General features: G+C 66.0%; 16 protein-coding genes. 8 read left to right on the top strand and 8 right to left on the bottom strand.

Features of this window, described 5'->3' with window-relative positions:
• Nucleotides 1–238: 238 nt before the first annotated feature.
• From E8M84_RS14585 to E8M84_RS14595, 3 genes are all read right to left on the bottom strand, one after another.
• A complete protein-coding gene (locus E8M84_RS14585; RefSeq protein WP_137111959.1) occupies nucleotides 239–1,798 on the bottom strand; it encodes a VCBS repeat-containing protein in 1,560 nt (519 codons plus the stop codon).
• Complete coding sequence (locus E8M84_RS14590) at nucleotides 1,798–3,117, bottom strand: vanadium-dependent haloperoxidase (protein ID WP_137111960.1); 1,320 nt, start codon at nucleotides 3,115–3,117, stop codon at nucleotides 1,798–1,800. The genes E8M84_RS14585 and E8M84_RS14590 overlap by 1 nt, the downstream gene beginning before the upstream one ends.
• Before the next feature lie 67 nt (nucleotides 3,118–3,184).
• Entirely contained in the window at nucleotides 3,185–4,558 is a 1,374-nt protein-coding gene (locus E8M84_RS14595) for an FAD-binding oxidoreductase (protein ID WP_137111961.1), read from the bottom strand.
• A 115-nt stretch (nucleotides 4,559–4,673) separates the two neighbouring features.
• Between E8M84_RS14595 and E8M84_RS14600 the strand changes: the two genes are divergently transcribed.
• The 6 genes from E8M84_RS14600 to E8M84_RS14625 all read left to right on the top strand — a co-directional run bounded on the left by E8M84_RS14600 (nucleotide 4,674) and on the right by E8M84_RS14625 (nucleotide 9,119).
• Nucleotides 4,674–6,257, top strand: a complete 1,584-nt coding sequence (locus E8M84_RS14600; RefSeq protein ID WP_137111962.1) for a N,N-dimethylformamidase beta subunit family domain-containing protein — start codon at nucleotides 4,674–4,676, stop codon at nucleotides 6,255–6,257.
• A 45-nt stretch (nucleotides 6,258–6,302) separates the two neighbouring features.
• On the top strand, nucleotides 6,303–6,917 hold the full coding sequence (ccmA, locus tag E8M84_RS14605) for a heme ABC exporter ATP-binding protein CcmA (protein ID WP_137111963.1): 615 nt from the start codon (nucleotides 6,303–6,305) through the stop codon (nucleotides 6,915–6,917).
• A gap of 73 nt (nucleotides 6,918–6,990) precedes the next feature.
• On the top strand, nucleotides 6,991–7,647 hold the full coding sequence (gene ccmB, locus E8M84_RS14610; protein WP_137111964.1) for a heme exporter protein CcmB: 657 nt from the start codon (nucleotides 6,991–6,993) through the stop codon (nucleotides 7,645–7,647).
• 56 nt (nucleotides 7,648–7,703) lie between these two features.
• The gene (locus E8M84_RS14615; protein ID WP_137111965.1) at nucleotides 7,704–8,432 is read left to right on the top strand and encodes a heme ABC transporter permease; all 729 of its coding nucleotides are present in this window, start codon (nucleotides 7,704–7,706) and stop codon (nucleotides 8,430–8,432) included.
• Nucleotides 8,432–8,590 carry a heme exporter protein CcmD gene (ccmD, locus tag E8M84_RS14620; protein WP_394347425.1) on the top strand — a complete coding sequence of 53 codons (159 nt, stop codon included), beginning with the start codon at nucleotides 8,432–8,434 and terminating at the stop codon, nucleotides 8,588–8,590. The genes E8M84_RS14615 and ccmD overlap by 1 nt, the downstream gene beginning before the upstream one ends.
• Nucleotides 8,583–9,119 (top strand): DsbE family thiol:disulfide interchange protein, encoded by a 537-nt coding sequence (locus E8M84_RS14625; protein WP_137111967.1) that lies wholly within the window; start codon nucleotides 8,583–8,585, stop codon nucleotides 9,117–9,119. Before ccmD ends, E8M84_RS14625 begins: the two co-directional genes overlap by 8 nt.
• A gap of 148 nt (nucleotides 9,120–9,267) precedes the next feature.
• On the opposite strand, the gene E8M84_RS14630 is transcribed toward E8M84_RS14625, so the two are convergent.
• The gene (locus E8M84_RS14630) at nucleotides 9,268–10,023 is read right to left on the bottom strand and encodes a helix-turn-helix domain-containing protein (RefSeq protein WP_137111968.1); all 756 of its coding nucleotides are present in this window, start codon (nucleotides 10,021–10,023) and stop codon (nucleotides 9,268–9,270) included.
• A 158-nt stretch (nucleotides 10,024–10,181) separates the two neighbouring features.
• Here E8M84_RS14630 and E8M84_RS14635 point away from each other — a divergent pair, with 158 nt between their 5' ends.
• Nucleotides 10,182–10,445 carry a hypothetical protein gene (locus E8M84_RS14635; protein WP_137111969.1) on the top strand — a complete coding sequence of 88 codons (264 nt, stop codon included), beginning with the start codon at nucleotides 10,182–10,184 and terminating at the stop codon, nucleotides 10,443–10,445.
• A 3-nt stretch (nucleotides 10,446–10,448) separates the two neighbouring features.
• Here E8M84_RS14635 and E8M84_RS21525 read toward each other — a convergent pair whose 3' ends face one another.
• Together E8M84_RS21525 and acnA are read right to left on the bottom strand one after the other, a co-directional pair.
• Nucleotides 10,449–10,595, bottom strand: a complete 147-nt coding sequence (locus E8M84_RS21525) for a hypothetical protein (protein ID WP_170971955.1) — start codon at nucleotides 10,593–10,595, stop codon at nucleotides 10,449–10,451.
• 113 nt (nucleotides 10,596–10,708) lie between these two features.
• Entirely contained in the window at nucleotides 10,709–13,396 is a 2,688-nt protein-coding gene (gene acnA, locus E8M84_RS14640) for an aconitate hydratase AcnA (protein ID WP_137111970.1), read from the bottom strand.
• Nucleotides 13,397–13,571: 175 nt separating this feature from the next.
• Here acnA and E8M84_RS14645 point away from each other — a divergent pair, with 175 nt between their 5' ends.
• Nucleotides 13,572–14,267, top strand: a complete 696-nt coding sequence (locus tag E8M84_RS14645; protein WP_137111971.1) for a thioredoxin family protein — start codon at nucleotides 13,572–13,574, stop codon at nucleotides 14,265–14,267.
• 25 nt (nucleotides 14,268–14,292) lie between these two features.
• On the opposite strand, the gene E8M84_RS14650 is transcribed toward E8M84_RS14645, so the two are convergent.
• Both E8M84_RS14650 and E8M84_RS14655 read right to left on the bottom strand, forming a co-directional pair.
• Nucleotides 14,293–15,198 carry a lysophospholipid acyltransferase family protein gene (locus tag E8M84_RS14650; protein WP_137111972.1) on the bottom strand — a complete coding sequence of 302 codons (906 nt, stop codon included), beginning with the start codon at nucleotides 15,196–15,198 and terminating at the stop codon, nucleotides 14,293–14,295.
• Between the two features lie 8 nt (nucleotides 15,199–15,206).
• Nucleotides 15,207–16,088: a DMT family transporter gene (locus E8M84_RS14655; RefSeq protein WP_137111973.1), complete on the bottom strand. Its 882-nt coding sequence runs from the start codon at nucleotides 16,086–16,088 to the stop codon at nucleotides 15,207–15,209.
• Nucleotides 16,089–16,264: the final 176 nt, after the last annotated feature.

A 16,264-nucleotide genomic window follows, 5' to 3' on the forward strand; every position in this document is an offset into this window, starting at 1 on the left:
GACCGGTTTGATTAAATATATGAATTAACAGCGATATTTTCCATGGAACTGGCGTTGCGGAAAAATCTTTGCATTTTGCACAGTGTGACAATTTAAGCAGCAATCCCAGAGGGATGCGCCATGATCTTGCCAAAATCCTACCGGACTTACGACCCCGGCGGGCATTTCCTGTGCGTTGGGCAACCTGCAATTGCGCGCCCTGCGCAAGTCCCGATGTTTCCCGCTGATTCGCGGCCCCTCAGCCCGGCGTCCAGGCTTCGGCATCCTGACCCGGCCGCAGGATGTAGAACCCACCGGCGGGCAAGGTCATCCAGCTGCCTTCCGCGCCGCCCGGCCAGATCACCCGCATCTCGGCCGCCGTGGCCGCGCCCAGGCCGAAATGCAGCCACCCGACCGAGCCCGAGACGTGACCGCCGCCCGAGGCGATCTCGTGCCGTTCGACAACCACGCCGCGTTTGATCTCGATCACCGCGCCAATGGCATCCCGGTTCGCTTCCGGCTGCGCCAGCCGCACCTGCAGCCAGCCGCCCGTCGCCTCACCCGTCTGACGCCAGACTTCGGCGCTGGTCCAGCGGTTCACCACCACAAGGTCCAGAAGGCCGTCCAGGTTCAGGTCCACGACCTGCGCCCCCCGGGCGATCCTCATGCTGGCCACGCCTGCCCGGTCACCCGCCTCGACAAAGGTGCCGTCACCCACGCCAAGCATCAGATTGTTCGGGTCCTGCGCGGCAAAGTCCGGCATCTTCGCCACATTGCCCTTCGCCACGAACAGGTCCAGCACCCCGTCGTTGTTCACATCCGCAAACTGCGGGTGCCAGGCCGTCGACGGGTTGATGTCGCCCCCGGTATAGGGCTTGTGCGCCGTGATGCCCGACTTGAAGGCGATATCGGCATAATCCGGCTTGCCCGAAGCCGCGTCCTTCAGGACCTGCAACTTGTTGTCGGCCATCGAGGTCAGGTAATAGTCCGGATAGCCGTCCAGGTTCACATCCGCCGCGGCGATCCCCATCCCCCAGATGCGCAGGCGTTTCCAGCCGTCCTCTTTCTCGGTATACAGCCGCGGTGCCGCGCCCGGATCCAGGTGCCACATCTGCTCCTGCCCGGCCTTGTAGTATTCCCGGTCGTTCGAGACGCGCAGCGACGGGTTGCCTGACCGGTTCCAGTCGGTGAACAGCATCGACAACGCGCAGAACGATGGCGTCAGCGGGATTGGCGCGCCGAATTTGTTGCCCTCGGGCCGATGCAGCCAGTTGTCGGTGCACGACCCCCAGGGAAACGCCTCTTCCTTGCGGTCGATGTAGTTGCCGATGGCAAGCGTGGGCCAGGTCTGACCCTTTTCCCAGATCGCGGCAAAGGCGCTGGACCAGGCATCGCCGCCGTCGAAGCCCCAGGCCTCGTTCGCTTCCTCGAACCTGCACTGCCCAAGCCCGCGCAAAAGCTTGTTCTCGCCCAGACGCAGCACCACGAGATCAAGGATGCCGTCGCTGTCGATGTCCAGGGGATAGGCCCCCAGGACTGCGTCCAGCGTCACGGCATCGGTCTTCTCGAACGCCAGCGCGCCACCGACGGGGCTGCGGTTCAGGTACAGAGCCGACGGGGCCGCGCCGCCCGACAGGAACACCTCGGGCAGACCATCGCCCGAGCAGTCGAAGGTGGCGACGCCCCCGCCGACCATGTACTCCCACTCGCCCTCGTAAACGGTGGACAGGCCCGCCGAGGCAGTTTCGTCGGTGAAGGTCGGGATCGTAGGCTCGGCGCAGGCGGGGGCCGCAAGGGCCAGGAACACCAGCGCGCGCATCAGGCTTCGGTCCTCAGTTGCGCGGCCAAGGCACCGATGGCACGGCCTTGCGTCAGCCCCTGTTCATTGCCGAACCGATAGTGGATGCCGCCGTAAAGCCGTGACATCGCGGCCTCTTCCGCCGCCGCCGTGAAGGACGGGAAGCTGCGCACCGGCAGGCCTTCATCTTCGTGCGTGGCATCGTCGAAGGCGAAGTCCTCGCCGAACATTGACGTCAGCACGGTCGATGCCGCACCCGACTGGCAGGAATGCCCCGAGGTGTATTCCGGGAAGGGGGGCGTGATCAGCAAAGGCTCCCAGGCCTTGTCGATGTGCTTCTTGATGTAGGTCACCGGGCGCAGCAGGTTGTATTTGAACTTGGTCGACCAGCAGGAAACGAAGGCATCCGACTGCGCGCAGCCCAGCTTGGCCAGCGTTGAGGAAATCATCTCGACCGGCAGCGCGTCGCGGTCGGCGATTTGCATGACGATGGAAATCCAGTGGCCGGCGGGGGTGGGGGTCAGCATCGCATCGTCGGACCAGAACCGCGCGATCAGCTTCTGTTCGTCGGTCAGGGACTTGCCCGTGTCGTAGACTTCCTTGGCAAAGCCGTAGAAGGCCGAGTCCAGCGCCTCGTCATAATCCGGCGGGGGCGGCGCATCCAGGCTTGCAGTGTCCGGCATCACGAAGGGCCGGTTCTTCCCCCAATCGGGCAGAAGCGGAGCCTGCTGCATCCGGACCAGACTGGTCGGCACCCAATCCTGAGGCCGGGTACCGGGCGTGTAGTCGCGCGGGAAACCCATGTTTTCGACCACCGCGCCACCATCGACCCGCGCCCAGGCAAGGATATGCTCCGCCACCGCACGGCCATGGGCGACGCTGCGTTCAACTACATCTGACGCAATGTCCTTGCTGGCGGTCTTGCCCATCATCTCGGACATCTTCTGCATCGCCCGCTGGCCCGTGGGCCCGGTGTTTGCGAACAGCTCTTTCACCGCCGTCTCAAGGGCCGCGTGCAAGACACAAGGCTCGTCGAACTCACCCTCTCCGCGCGCAGGCAGGGGCGTCAGGTCGGTCAACTGCCCGGCCAAGCTGCGCAGGGCCGGCTTGCCCGTGGCCAGGGCCTCATGCGCCGTGACGCCGATATAGCCGAACCCGCGCGCCGCCACGGGCGGCATGTAGGTGGCGGTATGGCGGACGAGTTCAAGGATCAGCTTGTGCCAGGTCAGCAGCACCTCGCGCGAGACATCGGCACGCGGGGCGGCAAAGCCGGGACGGAAGGCAAGCGCAACGGGCGCGGCAAGGGTAAAACCAAGGACCTGACGGCGACGAAATTGCATGGTGTCCTCCAAAAGCGTGCGCGTTTGTGTCACGCGACGGGCCTTGCGACAACACTTTCCTGACAGGTCAGCTGCGGCCCGTCAGCCAGTTTCCGACGGCGGCAAGCTTCGATGGACCGGCCCCCGGACGATCCTCGCGCCGGTCGGCGGCATTCAACAGCGCGTACATGCCGTGCACACCCAGCCAGCGGATCGGCTCCGGCTCCCAGGCGCGCACCTTGCGGTTGACCCAGGGGAGATGCGCCAGTTCGGTGTCGCGCCCAAGTGCCAGGTCCGCCAGTGTCCGTCCGGCCAGGTTCGAGGTGGAAACGCCGACCCCCACATATCCACCGGCCCAGCCGATCCCCGTCACGGGGTCCAGCCCCACCGTTGCGCACCAGTCGCGCGGCACTCCCAGGACGCCGCACCAGGCATGGTCGATCTTCGCCCCCGCCGCCGCGGGAAAATGCCGGTGCAGGATCGCCGTCAGCCGTCGGATCGTCTCGGCATCCGGCGCGCCGTTGGTGTCGAGGCTTGAGCCATACCGATACGGCACTCCCCGGGCACCCACCGTGATCCGCCCCTCGCGGGTGCGCTGGCAATAGCAATAGGCATTGGCGAAATCTCCCACGATTTCATGACCCTGCCAGCCGATCTTCTCCCAGATTTCTGGCGGCAGGGGCTCGGTCGCGATCTGGGCCGAGTTCATCGGCAACCACTCGCGCTTCCGCCCTGGCAGCCCCGCCGTGAACCCCTCCGTGCAGCGCAGGATAACCGGGGCCTCAACCTTCCCGTGGTCGGTCGTCACCACGCCCGGCTCATAGCCCATGACCGTCGTCCCTTCGACGATCCGGACACCCGCCCGCTCCACCGCCTTCGCCAGCCCCCGCACCAGCTTGGCCGGCTGGACCCGCGCCACGTTCGTCACCACCATGGCCCCCAGCGCGCCGGGGATGCGGATGCGGTCCTGAAGGTCCCGGGCGTTCATCTCGTAGACCCGCCCGTCTTCGCCCCAGTGCCGCCGATGCGCTACCTCGGCCTTCATCCGGCCCAGCTGGGCAGGCTTCGTCGCCACCATCAGTTCATCGGTCCGCTGGATGTCCGCCGCGATGCCTTCGGCCTCGGCCACGCGGATCACCTCGTCCACCGTGCCGTTCATTGCCTCGACCATCGACCGCACCGCGTGCTCCGACGAAGTTTCCAGATACCGCTGGTGGTTCCAGGCGAACCCACCCGTCAGCCAGCCCCCGTTCCGGCCCGAGGCCCCGAAGCCGGCGAACTCCTTCTCGATCACCAGCACATCCAGCGCCGGGTTCGCCTGCTTCAGATACCAGGCCGTCCAGAGACCAGTGTACCCCGCCCCGATGATCGCCACATCCGCCGTCGTGTCGCCCGCAAGGGCCGCACGCCGGTAGGGCAGCCCGATGTCGGCATACCAGAACGAGACGTCACCGATCCGCATGGTTCCCCCTGTTTTCCGGCCAAGGGGCCACAGGCGGGGCCGCAATTCAAGGCCGAAAGCCAGTTGCCATTGCCGCTTCCCGCGTCGATGCTGCCCGAAAACCACGGGGGAACAGATGCAGGGCTTCTTCGTCGCCGGACTTTATGACGACGGCGACCCGGTCACCGGGCATTACTATGAGATCGCCTCGAACGACCCGACGCGCCCCCAGGTCTGGGGCTACACCGCCGCAATCAGCCACCGCCCGGGCGAAACCCTCCGCATCCTCGCCATGTCTTCGGCACCCCAGGCCCGCCTGACCATCGCCCGCGACGGCCTGACACCCTTCACCGTCCTCGACACCACCATTCCCACCTCCTTCGCCCCCACCCCGGCCGACTGCTCGGTCCGGGGCTGCGGCTGGCCCGAGGTCTTCCGGCACGACATCCCGACCCACTGGCCCAGCGGCGTCTACACCGTCACTCTGGAAATCGAGGGCCATTCCTCCCAAGGCATGTTCGTCCTGAAACCCTCCCAACTGACCGCGAAGTTGGCCCTCATCCTCGCCACCGGCACCTGGTGCGCCTACAACGACTGGGGCGGGTCGAACCATTACCAGGGTCTCACCGGCCCCAGCGGAGGCGACTTCGCCGCCGAAGTCAGCCTCCACCGCCCGTGGGCCACTGGCTTCGTCCGCTGGCCCGACGACGCCCCCCGTATCCCGCATGCCTCGCCGCTTCTGTCCCGCCCTCGTTACCCCCACATGGAATATGCCCGCGCCAAGGGCATCTCGAAGAAATACGCCTCCTCCGGGTGGGCCGCCTTCGAACGCCCCTTTGCGCTCTGGGCTGAGGAGCAGGGCATCGCCCTTGACTACTTCACCCAGCATGACCTCCACGCTGATCCGAGCCTCCTCAAGGGCTACAAGCGCGCGGTGATCGTCGGCCACGACGAATACTGGACCTGGGAGATGCGCGACCACCTCGACGCCTGGATCGACCAGGGCGGCCAGCTCGCCCGCTTCGGCGGAAATTTCTTCTGGCAGACCCGGCTGTCCGCGGACCTCCTCACCCAGACCTGCCACAAGTCCCGGGCCGAGGCCGAGGACCCCCTCGCCGCCACCGACCGCATCACCAGCTACTGGGACCACCCCCGCGCCCGCCGCCCGGCTGTCGCCTCGATGGGCCTGACCGGCAGCATGGGTGTCTACGCGGGTTGGAGCCGCTGCGCCGCCCACGGTTCGGGTGGTTTTACCCTCTACCGCCCCGACCACTGGTCGATGGCCGGGACGGGGCTTGGCTACGGCGATGTCCTTGGCGCGCAATCGAAAATATTCGGCTATGAGGTCGACGGCATCGACTACGAGCTCCGCAAGGGACTGCCATACCCCGCGCCGGACACCGGCCTTGCGGGCGATCTCACCATCGTCGCCCTCTCGCCCGCCACCACGCTGGCCCATCATACCGGGCGGCACGACATGGACCATTTCATCGGCACGCTGGACGCCGAAGAGGTGGCACAGACGATCTACGGCGAGGTGACCCCCGAAACCCTGGGTCTTGCCAGCCGCGGCAACGGCTGCATGGCCGAATACCGGCGGGGCAGGGGCGCCGTCTTCAACGCGGCCAGTTGCGAATGGGTCGCGGGCCTGATCGCCCGCGAACGCCCGGTAGAGGTGGTGACGCGGAACATCCTTCTCGGCGACTGGGGGACGGCTTGACCAATCCCCTTTTCGCCGCGCGCCCTATCGGCTAGGCCTTGCCGCATGTTGAGCCTGTCGAACCTTGCGGTGGCCCGGGGCGGCGTCACAGTCCTGCGTGGCCTGACGCTGTCGGTCGTGCCCGGCCAAGCGCTGATCCTGCGCGGGCCGAACGGGTCGGGCAAGACCACGCTGCTGCGGACGCTCGCCGGTCTGCAGCCGCCCGCCGAAGGCTCGTTCGACCTTGCTCCCGACAGCGTCGCCTATGCGGCCCATGCCGACGGTCTGAAATCGACCCTGTCGGTCACAGAAAACCTGAGCTTCTGGTCACAAATCTACGGCGGCCCCGCCATCGACCATGCGTTGACCGCCCTGAACCTGACCCAACTGACCCGCCGCCGGGCGGGAGAGCTGTCCGCCGGCCAGAAACGCCGCCTTGGCCTTGCCCGCCTGCTGGTGACGGGCCGCCCCGTCTGGCTGCTGGATGAACCAACTGTCAGCCTCGACGTCGCCTCCGTCGCCCTTTTCGCTGATATCGTCCGCGCGCACCTGGCGAAGGGCGGCCTCGCCGTCATCGCCACTCATGTCGACCTCGGCCTGCCCGAGGCCGTGGTCCTCGACCTCGACCCGTACCGCGCAAAGGTGATCCAGAGCACCGGCTTCGACGAGGCCTTCGCATGACGCGTCGCACCCGGACTTGCCGTGGGAGCCTCCGGCGGGAGTATTTCCGACATGGGCAAATGAGGGGGCAGGCATGAAGGCCCTCCTCCTCCGCGACCTGCGGCTTGCCTTCCGTTCTGGCGGAGGTTTCGGGCTGGGGCTGGCGTTCTTCTTCCTGCTCTCCGTCCTCGTCCCGCTTGGGGTCGGTCCCGAAGGCAGCACGCTTGCCCGCATCGCTCCCGGCATCCTCTGGGTCGGCGCGCTCCTCGCCTGCCTTCTCTCCCTCGACCGCATCTTCGCGCTGGACCATGAGGACGGCTCCCTCGACCTTCTCGCCACCGCGCCGATACCGCTGGAAGCCGTCGTTGCCATCAAGGCTCTTGCGCACTGGATCGTCACCGGCCTGCCCCTGACCCTGATCGCCCCCGGCCTTGCGATCTTCCTGAACCTGCCGCCCGCAGGCTACCCTTGGCTCGTCCTCAGCCTCCTCCTCGGCACTCCGGCCCTCTCGATCATCGGAGCCTTCGGCGCGGCCCTCACCGTGGGCCTCCGTCGCGGCGGCCTTCTCCTCAGCCTCCTCGTCCTGCCGCTTTACGTCCCCACCCTGATCTTCGGGGGCGAAGTCGTCCGCCGCGGGGCCGAGAACATGGCGCTGGCCACCCCCCTGGCACTTCTCGCGGCGATCAGCCTGGGCGCCGCCGCCCTCCTCCCCTTCGCGGCCGCCAGCGCGATCCGCGTCAATTTGCGCTGAGCGACTCGCGCGATGGTGTGTTGAGCGCGAAAGAAGGACAGGATAGGCAACGGCCCATGTCGATCTGGGAATATGCAAACCCGAAGAAGTTCATGCAGACCTCCGCCTGGGCCTTGCCCTGGGCGGTGGGGCTGACCGTCATCCTTCTGGTCGTCGGCTTGATCTGGGGCTTCTTCTTCACGCCCGACGACTACAAGCAGGGCTCGACGGTCAAGATCATCTACCTGCATGTGCCGTCGGCGATGATGGCGATCAATGCCTGGGTGATGATGCTGGTCACGTCCCTCATCTGGATCATACGCCGCCACCATGTAAGCGCCCTGGCCGCGAAGGCCGCCGCGCCCGTGGGCCTGACCTTCACCCTGATCGCCCTGGTCACCGGCGCGCTATGGGGCCAGCCGATGTGGGGCACCTGGTGGGCCTGGGACCCGCGGCTGACCTCGTTCCTGATCCTGACCCTGTTCTACTTCGGCTACATCGCGCTGTGGGCCGCGATCGAGGACCCGGATACGGCGGCCGACCTCACCTCAATCCTCTGCCTTGTCGGATCGGTCTTCGCACTCCTCAGCCGCTACGCGGTGAACTTCTGGAACCAGGGCCTGCACCAGGGGGCATCACTCAGCCTCGACAAGGAAGAGAATGTCTCGGACGTCTTCTGGGTGCCGCTCCTTGTCTGCATCGCGGGCTTCATCCTTTTGTTCGTGACGATGGTCCTTCTGCGCACCCGGACGGAAATCCGGGCGCGGCGGCTGAAAGCGCTGCTGGCGCGGGAGAGGGTGGCGTGATGCCGGATCTCGGGAATTACGCCTTCGCGGTGTTGGGGTCATACGCGGCGACGGCGGTGCTGATCGCGGCGCTGGTGGGGCTGACCCTGTGGCAGTCGGCCCGGATGAAGCGCGCCCTGGCCGAGGTCGAGGCGCGGCAGGGGAAGTCGGATGGCTAGATGGCTGATGGTGCTGCCTCCGGTCCTGTTCGCAGGGCTGGCGGGGCTGTTCTACGCGGGGATGTACCGCGACAATCCGGGGGAACTGCAGTCGGTTTTCGTCGGGCGTCCCGCTCCGGTGCTGCCGGCGACGACGCTGCCGGGCATCCCGGGCCTGACCGAGGCAGACCTGCGGACGGGTGAAGTCACCGTCGTCAACTTCTGGGCCACCTGGTGCCCGCCCTGCCGGGCCGAGCATCCAGTCCTGCTGAAGATGTCGGCGGATGGTGTCCGGGTCGCCGGGGTTAACATCATGGATGACGACGCGAAGGCGGTGGAATATCTGGCCGAGGAAGGCAACCCCTTCATCGGCGTCGCGACCGATCCGCAGGGACGGAACCGGGTGGAATGGGGGGTCACCGCGCCGCCCGAGACCTTCATCGTCGGCGGCGACGGGACCGTCCTTTTCCGGTTCGTGGGGCCGCTGGTCGGGACGGATTACGAGACGCGGTTCGTGCCGGAACTGGAAAAGGCTCTGGCGGGCGGCTGAGTGTCCACGGTGGACAAGACCTGAGAACGCTGATTTTTCAACGCGTTGCGCGCGGGCGTTCATAGTTTCTTAACCCGGGGTAAAGCGGCTGACCCACCGCCACCAGGGGCGCAATCAGGACCGCGCCGAATGCCCCAACGGAATTGCTTCATCTCGCCACCACCCTGCGCTGCGGCAAGACCTCGGTAGCCCTGCGCCGCGCCACTGGAAGCATCGCGATCCCGTCGAACTGCGCATACTCCCCCCGCTTCAGCCAGTGCGGCATGGTGCGCGCCAGCACCGGGTCGCCGCTGAGATACAGCTGGCCATTGGCAAGCTCTCCCGCAATGGTCGCCCGGCCCAGAAGGATGCCGTGCATCGAGACCCGGTTGGTCTCGATGTAAAGGTCGATGTCGAAGCCGGGGATCGCCGTGCAGATCTCGGCTGCGGCGCCGGGCTGCAGGATCGCCCAGTAGGTGCCATATTCCAGCTCGGGATCGGAAAAGCGGAACTGCAGCACCACCCGGCGTCGGGGCAGGGCATCCGCGACAAAGGCGCCGCGCATCTTCCACATCAGGTTCGACACGCTGGAGGTGCACAGCGCCACCTCCGCGTCGATGAAGCATTGCGCCCATTGCGCCAGCGCGTTCAGCGCCGGTTCCAGGGCAATGGCGGCCTCGGTCCGCAAGTAGTCGACCGAGCCGGTTGCGGGGTCGGTGACGCGTTCGACCAGACCCATATCCTCCAGCTCCTTCAGCCGCCGTGACAGTAGGGCGGGCGAGATGCTGCCAATCTCGCGCCGGAGGTCGTTGAACCGCGTCGCCCCGGCCCAAAGCCCGACCAGGATCGGGATCGTCCAGCGCGGCTCCAGGATGTCGCAGGCCCGGGTGATCGGGCAGATCATTCCGTAAGGCTTCTGGGGCATCGTCCTGCCTCCCTGAGGTCTGGCCCCAGTCTACGCCCAGACGTCGGAGTCGGGCCAGTTCAAGTTCTGTAGCGGGTTTGCTTCACCTTCTGCACTCAACCTGACGGGCCGACCGGCGCGATCCTGCGGGAACCGGAACCCCCAGACAGGAGATCGCCATGACCATCGCTCCACCTTCACGCCGCGGGCCGATCAACGACGGCTGGCTTTCGTTCGGGACGCAAATGATCGAGCAGCTTTGCCCCAAGCGGCCCGCCACCGAAGGCCTTCATCCCAATGAGGCGGGGGCCTTGTGGCGTCGCCGACCGCTGCACCGTCTGCTGACCTGGTTGACCCGGCCCTTGCCGGACGGGGCGGGCAATAGCGCCACGGACGCGGCCACACGGCTGGATATCCTGACCCGCGGCGGCTTTCCGCGCTAGGCCTCAGATCATCGCAAGGGCCAGCGACAGTACAAGCGCCGCAAGAAGGCATAGGTCCGCAGCCGTCGGACCCGGGGTCGGATCGGCACGCAGGTTGGCCTTGCGGCCGGTTTCGACCGGGGGGCGGAGCGGCGGGAAGCGGTGGGACATGGTGCAAAGCCTTCTGGCTGGGGACACCGTCAGACTGCGCGCACAGATCAGAACAAAAAGTGAAGGCCCGGGGGATGCCCGGGCCACTATTGGGAAACAGTGCGTTTCCGAAATCAGGACGCCGCAAGGTTCCGCAGCACATAGTGCAGCACGCCACCGTTTTCGACGTATTCGATCTCGATGGCGGTATCGATCCGGCATTTCAGCTGGATCGTCTTCTCCGAACCGTCCGCATAGCGGATGGTGCAGGGGACGGTGCTCAGCGGCTTCAGCCCGACTTCCAGCCCGCCGATGCTGACCACTTCGTCGCCCGTCAGGCCCAGCGATTTGCGGGTGTCGCCGCCGGTGAACTCGAACGGGATGACGCCCATGCCGACGAGGTTGGACCGGTGGATGCGCTCGAACGACTCGGCGATCACAGCCTTGACGCCGAGGAGTGCCGTGCCTTTTGCCGCCCAGTCGCGCGACGAGCCCGCGCCGTATTCGATGCCGCCAAAGATCACCAGCGGCGTGCCTTGCGCCTGGTAGGCCATCGATGCGTCGTAGATCGAGGTCTGCGCGCCGTCCGGCCCTTTGGTGTAGCCGCCTTCGACGCCATCAAGCATCTCGTTCTTGATGCGGATGTTGGCGAAGGTGCCGCGCATCATCACCTCATGGTTGCCGCGCCGGGCGCCATAGGAGTTGAACTCGGACACTGGAACTTGACGTTCCGTCAGATACTTGCCAGCCGGAGTTGAAGCTTTGAATGAACCTGCGGGCGAGATGTGGTCGGTGGTGATCATGTCACCCAGAAGGGCCAGCACCCGTGCGCCGGTGATGTTCTTGATGACGCCCGGCGTCGCCGACATGCCCTGGAAATAGGGCGGGTTCTGGATGTAGGTCGAGGTCGGCGGCCAGTCGTAGACCTCCGAATCCGTGATCTGCACGCCTTGCCACTTTGCGTCGCCCTTGAAGACATCGGCGTATTTCTTCTGGAACGCCTCGCGCGTGACGACCGCGTGGACGATGTCGGCGATTTCCTTGTTCGTGGGCCAGATGTCTTTCAGGTAGACCGGCTGCCCGTTCGACCCGGTGCCAAGCGGCTCGGTGGTGAGGTCGATGTTCATGTCGCCCGCCAGCGCGTAGGCGACGACCAAGGGCGGCGAGGCGAGGTAGTTCGCCCGGACGTCCGGCGAAATCCGGCCCTCGAAGTTGCGGTTGCCCGACAGGACCGCGGCGGCGACGAGGTCACCTTCGTTGATCGCCTTGGAAATCTCAGGCTGCAGCGGGCCGGAGTTGCCGATGCAGGTGGTACAGCCGTAGCCGACGAGGTTGAAGCCGACGGCATCCAGGTCTTCCTGCAGGCCTGAGGCGTTCAGGTATTCGGACACGACCTGCGACCCGGGGGCGAGTGAGGTCTTCACCCAGGGCTTGCGGTTCAGACCGAGGGCACGGGCCTTCCGCGCCACCAACCCAGCGCCGATCAGCACATAGGGGTTCGAGGTGTTGGTGCAGGAGGTGATCGAGGCGATCACGACCTTGCCCGACGACAGCTTGTAGCTTTCGCCGTCTACCGCCACTTCCACGCCCTGCGGGCGCTTGAAGCTGGCCTCCATCTCTTTGGCGAAGCTGGATTTTGCGTCGGTCAACGGCAGGTAATCCTGCGGGCGCTTCGGGCCGGAGATGGCGGGCACGATCTCGCCCATGTCGAGGTGCAGGGTTGAGGTATAGACCGGGTCATAGTCCGGCCCGCGCCACATGCCGTTGGCCTTGGCGTAGGCCTCGACCAGCGCGATGCGTCCTTCATCCCGGCCGGTCATGTGCATGTAGCGCAGCGTCTCGTCGTCGATCGGGAAGAAACCGCAGGTGGCGCCGTATTCCGGGGCCATGTTGGCGATCGTGGCGCGGTCGGCGAGGGGGAGGTGGTCGAGGCCGTCGCCGTAGAATTCGACGAACTTGTTCACCACGCCGTGCTTGCGCAGCATCTGCACGACCTTCAGCACAAGGTCGGTCGCCGTGGTGCCTTCGCGCATCGCACCCGTCAGCTTGAAGCCCACAACCTCGGGGATCAGCATCGACACGGGCTGGCCCAGCATCGCCGCCTCAGCCTCGATCCCGCCGACGCCCCAGCCCAGGACGGCAAGGCCGTTGACCATCGTGGTGTGGCTGTCGGTGCCGACGAGGGTGTCGGGGTAGGCGACGAGGTTCCCGTTCTGGTCGGTGTCGGTCCAGACGGTCTGGGCCAGGTATTCCAGGTTCACCTGGTGGCAGATGCCGGTGCCGGGCGGCACGACGCGGAAGTTGTTGAAGGCGTTCTGGCCCCACTTCAGGAAGACGTAACGCTCCATGTTCCGCTCATATTCGCGGTCCACGTTCATCTGGAAGGCGCGGGGGTGGCCGAATTCGTCGATCATGACGGAATGGTCGATAACGAGGTCCACCGGAACCAGCGGGTTGATCTTGGCGGCCGAGCCTTTCAGGCCCTTGATCCCGTCACGCATCGCGGCAAGGTCGACGACGGCGGGGACGCCGGTGAAGTCCTGCATCAGGACGCGGGCGGGGCGGTAGGCGATCTCGATCGGGTTCTGGCCGCCGTTCTTGCCCCAGGTCGAGAAGGCCTTGATGTCATCGACGGTGACGGTCTTGCCATCCTCGAACCGCAGCATGTTCTCCAGCACGACCTTGAGGGATGCGGGGAGCTTGGAAAACTCACCCAGACCGGCAGCTTCGGCGGCGGGGATCGAATAGTAGTGGACCGTCTGACCCCCGGCGGTCAGGGTCTTGCGGGTCTTGGAAAGGTCATGTCCAACGGTGACGGTCATCTCTGGCTCCCTAGAAAGGCGGCTGCTGCGGGTTTGTATACCATTGTATGCCGAATATCCAGCCCCGCGTTGTGGCTTTCCTACAGCATGTGACAGGTCTCTCGCAAAACCTTGATTGGCTCGTGTCGGTGGGCATCCCTATAACGCAATGGGGACAAGGATCAGGATAGGCACCATGCGACATTTCGTCAGCGCTGCTTGCGGGCTATGGCTTGCGGCTGCGGTCCCGCTGCAGGCCGAGCCGGTGGTTGTGGTCGAACTCTACACCTCGCAGGGCTGTTCGTCTTGTCCGCCGGCCGACGAATTCGTGGCTATGCTGGCGTCGAACCCGAACATCCTGCCCTTGGCGCTGCATGTCGACTATTGGGATTACATCGGCTGGGAGGACAAGTTCGCCCATCCGAAGTTCACTGACCGCCAGCGCGCCTATGCCCGTGCGGTGGGGTCGCGGACGATCTACACGCCGCAGTTGATCATCGGCGGGGCGGACCGGATCGAGGGATTCGCGCCGGAAGAGACGGCCGAACGTCTGCGGGCGCATATGGAGGCGGGCACTCCGGTGCGGCTGACAGTGACGCGCAAGGGCAACAAGCTGGTGATCCGGGCCGAGGCCGATCCGCCGCTCACCGAACCGGTGCGGGTGCAACTGGTGCGCTATCGCCCGTCCGAGACGGTGACGATCGAACGCGGCGAGAATGCGGGCAAGACGGTCACTTACACCAATATCGTGACTTCGTGGGAACGGCTGGACGATTGGTCGGGCCGCGAACCGCTGGAGGTGTCGGCCCCGTTTGACGGGGAAGAACCCGGCGCGGTGATCGTGCAGCAGGACGGTCCGGCAGCGATCCTGGCGGCAGCGCGGGTGGATTGAGGCTTACGCTGCGCCGAAGCGCACCCTACGCGGCCCCACCCTTCCAGCGGCGGTGAATCCAGAACCATTGGCCGGGGTTGGCCAGCACGCGCCGCTCAAGCGCCCGGGTGATCTCCAGCGTCATCTCCTCGGCATCGCTGTGCGGCACCGGCGCATCAAGTTCGACCGTAAAGCTCAGCCCATCGGACTGGCGCGTGGCGAAGAAGGGAATGAGGTCCGCCTTCAGCCGCAGCGCCAGTTCCGCCGCCGACAGTGCCGTCCTGGCCGGGTGGCCCAGGAAGGGCAGGGCGGGCGCGCCGGGAACGTCCTGATCGAACAAGAGAACCAGCTGCCCTCCGGCCTTCAGGTGCCGCACAAAGCCCGCCGTCCCCGCGCGACCCTGCGGAAAGACCGGCCCGCCGAAGGCCTGCATCGTCTGCACATAATGCGCGTTGAAATAGCGGTTCGACAGGTTGCGATAGAGCCCGCCGATGTCGAAGCCCCGCGCGACCAGTGCGGCCCGGGCGGCCTCGTAATTGCCGAAATGCCCCGATACCAGGATCACTGGGCGCCCGGAATTGCGCGCCGCGATCAGGGCGGCATAGCCCGGACCCTGCGGCTCGATTGCCGTGGCGCGGGCGGTGAAGGGGCGGGTCGAGTAGTTCTCGATCAGGGTGCGGCCGGCATTGTCCAGCGACCCTTGCGCAATCGCCGCACGCTCGGCCTCAGGCCGGTCCGGCCAGACCAGCGCCAGGTTTTCCCGCGCCCGGGCATCATAGCCCGCCAGGGGGCCGATCACCCGCCGCATCAGCCAGCCGACAAAGGCCACCCGCCAGGCATAGGGCAGCGCCAGCGCCAGCCCGATCAGCCCGCGCGCGGCCAGGTTGACCAGGAAGTGGTCGGGCCGGAAGGACGGGCGGTCTTGGACGGAATCGGGGCTGTCCGAGGGCATCTGGGCTTTCAGGACTTGGGCGCGCGGGCGGCGCGGGTCTCGCGGTGCCAGACATAAAGTCCCGCCGCCACGATCACAAGCGCACCGATCACCGTCCAGCGGTCCGGCCACTGGTCGTACAGCACCGCCCCCCAGAAGGTGGCGAAGACGATCCCCAGATAGGCGAAGGGCGCGACGATCCCGGCCTCGGTGATGGAGAAGCTGCGGATGATGCACAGCTGCGCCACCGTGCCGAGGCAGCCGATCAGGACGAACAGCCAGATATCCCCGGCCGCGATCGGCTGCCAGACGAAGGGCAGCGCCGCACCCGCGACGATGGTGCCAAACAATGCGGCATAGACCATCGAGGCCCAGACGCTTTCCTGCGCACCGATCTTGCGGGTCAGAAGGGCGCTGGTGGCATAGGAGAGCGCGCAGAACAGCGGCAGGATCGCGGCCCAGCTGAAGACGCCCGCGCCGGGGCGGATCACGATCAGCGCGCCGATCAGCGCGACGACGACCCCTGCGATGCGGCGAGGCCCCAGCTTTTCACCCAGAAACAGCGCGGCCCCCAGCGTGATCAGGACCGGGTTGATGTCGGCAATCGCCGTCGCCTCGGCCAGGCCGATGTGGGGCAGCGACAGGAAGAAGAACGTGGTCGCCCCGAACTGCGAGGCCGAGCGCCAGAAATGCAGCACCGGAAAGCGCGTCCGCAGCACCGGGCCAAGGTGGTGGCGCAGGATCACCAGAACCAGAAGCAGTTGCCCGACGAAACGCACCCAGATCACCTGCGGCGCGGGGTAGCGCTCGATCAGGCCCTTGGCGGTGGCATCCATCGCGGTGAAGAAGAAGATCGCGAGGATCATCAACGCCACACCGCGCGTGACCTGCGAGATCGGAGGGGAGGACATGGCGCGTTTCTAGGCGGGGACAGCGGGCGCGGCAAGGGGCGGCGGAAAACGCTTTGGTCGGGCGCAGATGTCGCAGCCGGAAAGAGATCGGGTCCGGAATACTGGCCTTCAAAATGCCGCAGATATGAATATAACGCTTACCTATTGATGACCTTGTTTGGAGTGAAATGATGAGA

It is taken from the genome of Rhodobacter sp. SY28-1, assembly GCF_005222785.1.
Taxonomy (GTDB): domain Bacteria; phylum Pseudomonadota; class Alphaproteobacteria; order Rhodobacterales; family Rhodobacteraceae; genus Tabrizicola.

Excerpts from the sequence above, each read along its gene's own strand:
- E8M84_RS14585 (WP_137111959.1), bottom strand. The coding sequence starts at position 1,798 with ATGCGCGCGCTGGTGTTCCTGGCCCTTGCGGCCCCCGCCTGCGCCGAG.
- E8M84_RS14590 (WP_137111960.1), bottom strand. The coding sequence starts at position 3,117 with ATGCAATTTCGTCGCCGTCAGGTCCTTGGTTTTACCCTTGCCGCGCCC.
- E8M84_RS14595 (WP_137111961.1), bottom strand. The coding sequence starts at position 4,558 with ATGCGGATCGGTGACGTCTCGTTCTGGTATGCCGACATCGGGCTGCCC.
- E8M84_RS14600 (WP_137111962.1), top strand. The coding sequence starts at position 4,674 with ATGCAGGGCTTCTTCGTCGCCGGACTTTATGACGACGGCGACCCGGTC.
- ccmA (WP_137111963.1), top strand. The coding sequence starts at position 6,303 with ATGTTGAGCCTGTCGAACCTTGCGGTGGCCCGGGGCGGCGTCACAGTC.
- ccmB (WP_137111964.1), top strand. The coding sequence starts at position 6,991 with ATGAAGGCCCTCCTCCTCCGCGACCTGCGGCTTGCCTTCCGTTCTGGC.
- E8M84_RS14615 (WP_137111965.1), top strand. The coding sequence starts at position 7,704 with ATGTCGATCTGGGAATATGCAAACCCGAAGAAGTTCATGCAGACCTCC.
- ccmD (WP_394347425.1), top strand. The coding sequence starts at position 8,432 with ATGCCGGATCTCGGGAATTACGCCTTCGCGGTGTTGGGGTCATACGCG.
- E8M84_RS14625 (WP_137111967.1), top strand. The coding sequence starts at position 8,583 with ATGGCTAGATGGCTGATGGTGCTGCCTCCGGTCCTGTTCGCAGGGCTG.
- E8M84_RS14630 (WP_137111968.1), bottom strand. The coding sequence starts at position 10,023 with ATGCCCCAGAAGCCTTACGGAATGATCTGCCCGATCACCCGGGCCTGC.
- E8M84_RS14635 (WP_137111969.1), top strand. The coding sequence starts at position 10,182 with ATGACCATCGCTCCACCTTCACGCCGCGGGCCGATCAACGACGGCTGG.
- E8M84_RS21525 (WP_170971955.1), bottom strand. The coding sequence starts at position 10,595 with ATGTCCCACCGCTTCCCGCCGCTCCGCCCCCCGGTCGAAACCGGCCGC.
- acnA (WP_137111970.1), bottom strand. The coding sequence starts at position 13,396 with ATGACCGTCACCGTTGGACATGACCTTTCCAAGACCCGCAAGACCCTG.
- E8M84_RS14645 (WP_137111971.1), top strand. The coding sequence starts at position 13,572 with ATGCGACATTTCGTCAGCGCTGCTTGCGGGCTATGGCTTGCGGCTGCG.
- E8M84_RS14650 (WP_137111972.1), bottom strand. The coding sequence starts at position 15,198 with ATGCCCTCGGACAGCCCCGATTCCGTCCAAGACCGCCCGTCCTTCCGG.
- E8M84_RS14655 (WP_137111973.1), bottom strand. The coding sequence starts at position 16,088 with ATGTCCTCCCCTCCGATCTCGCAGGTCACGCGCGGTGTGGCGTTGATG.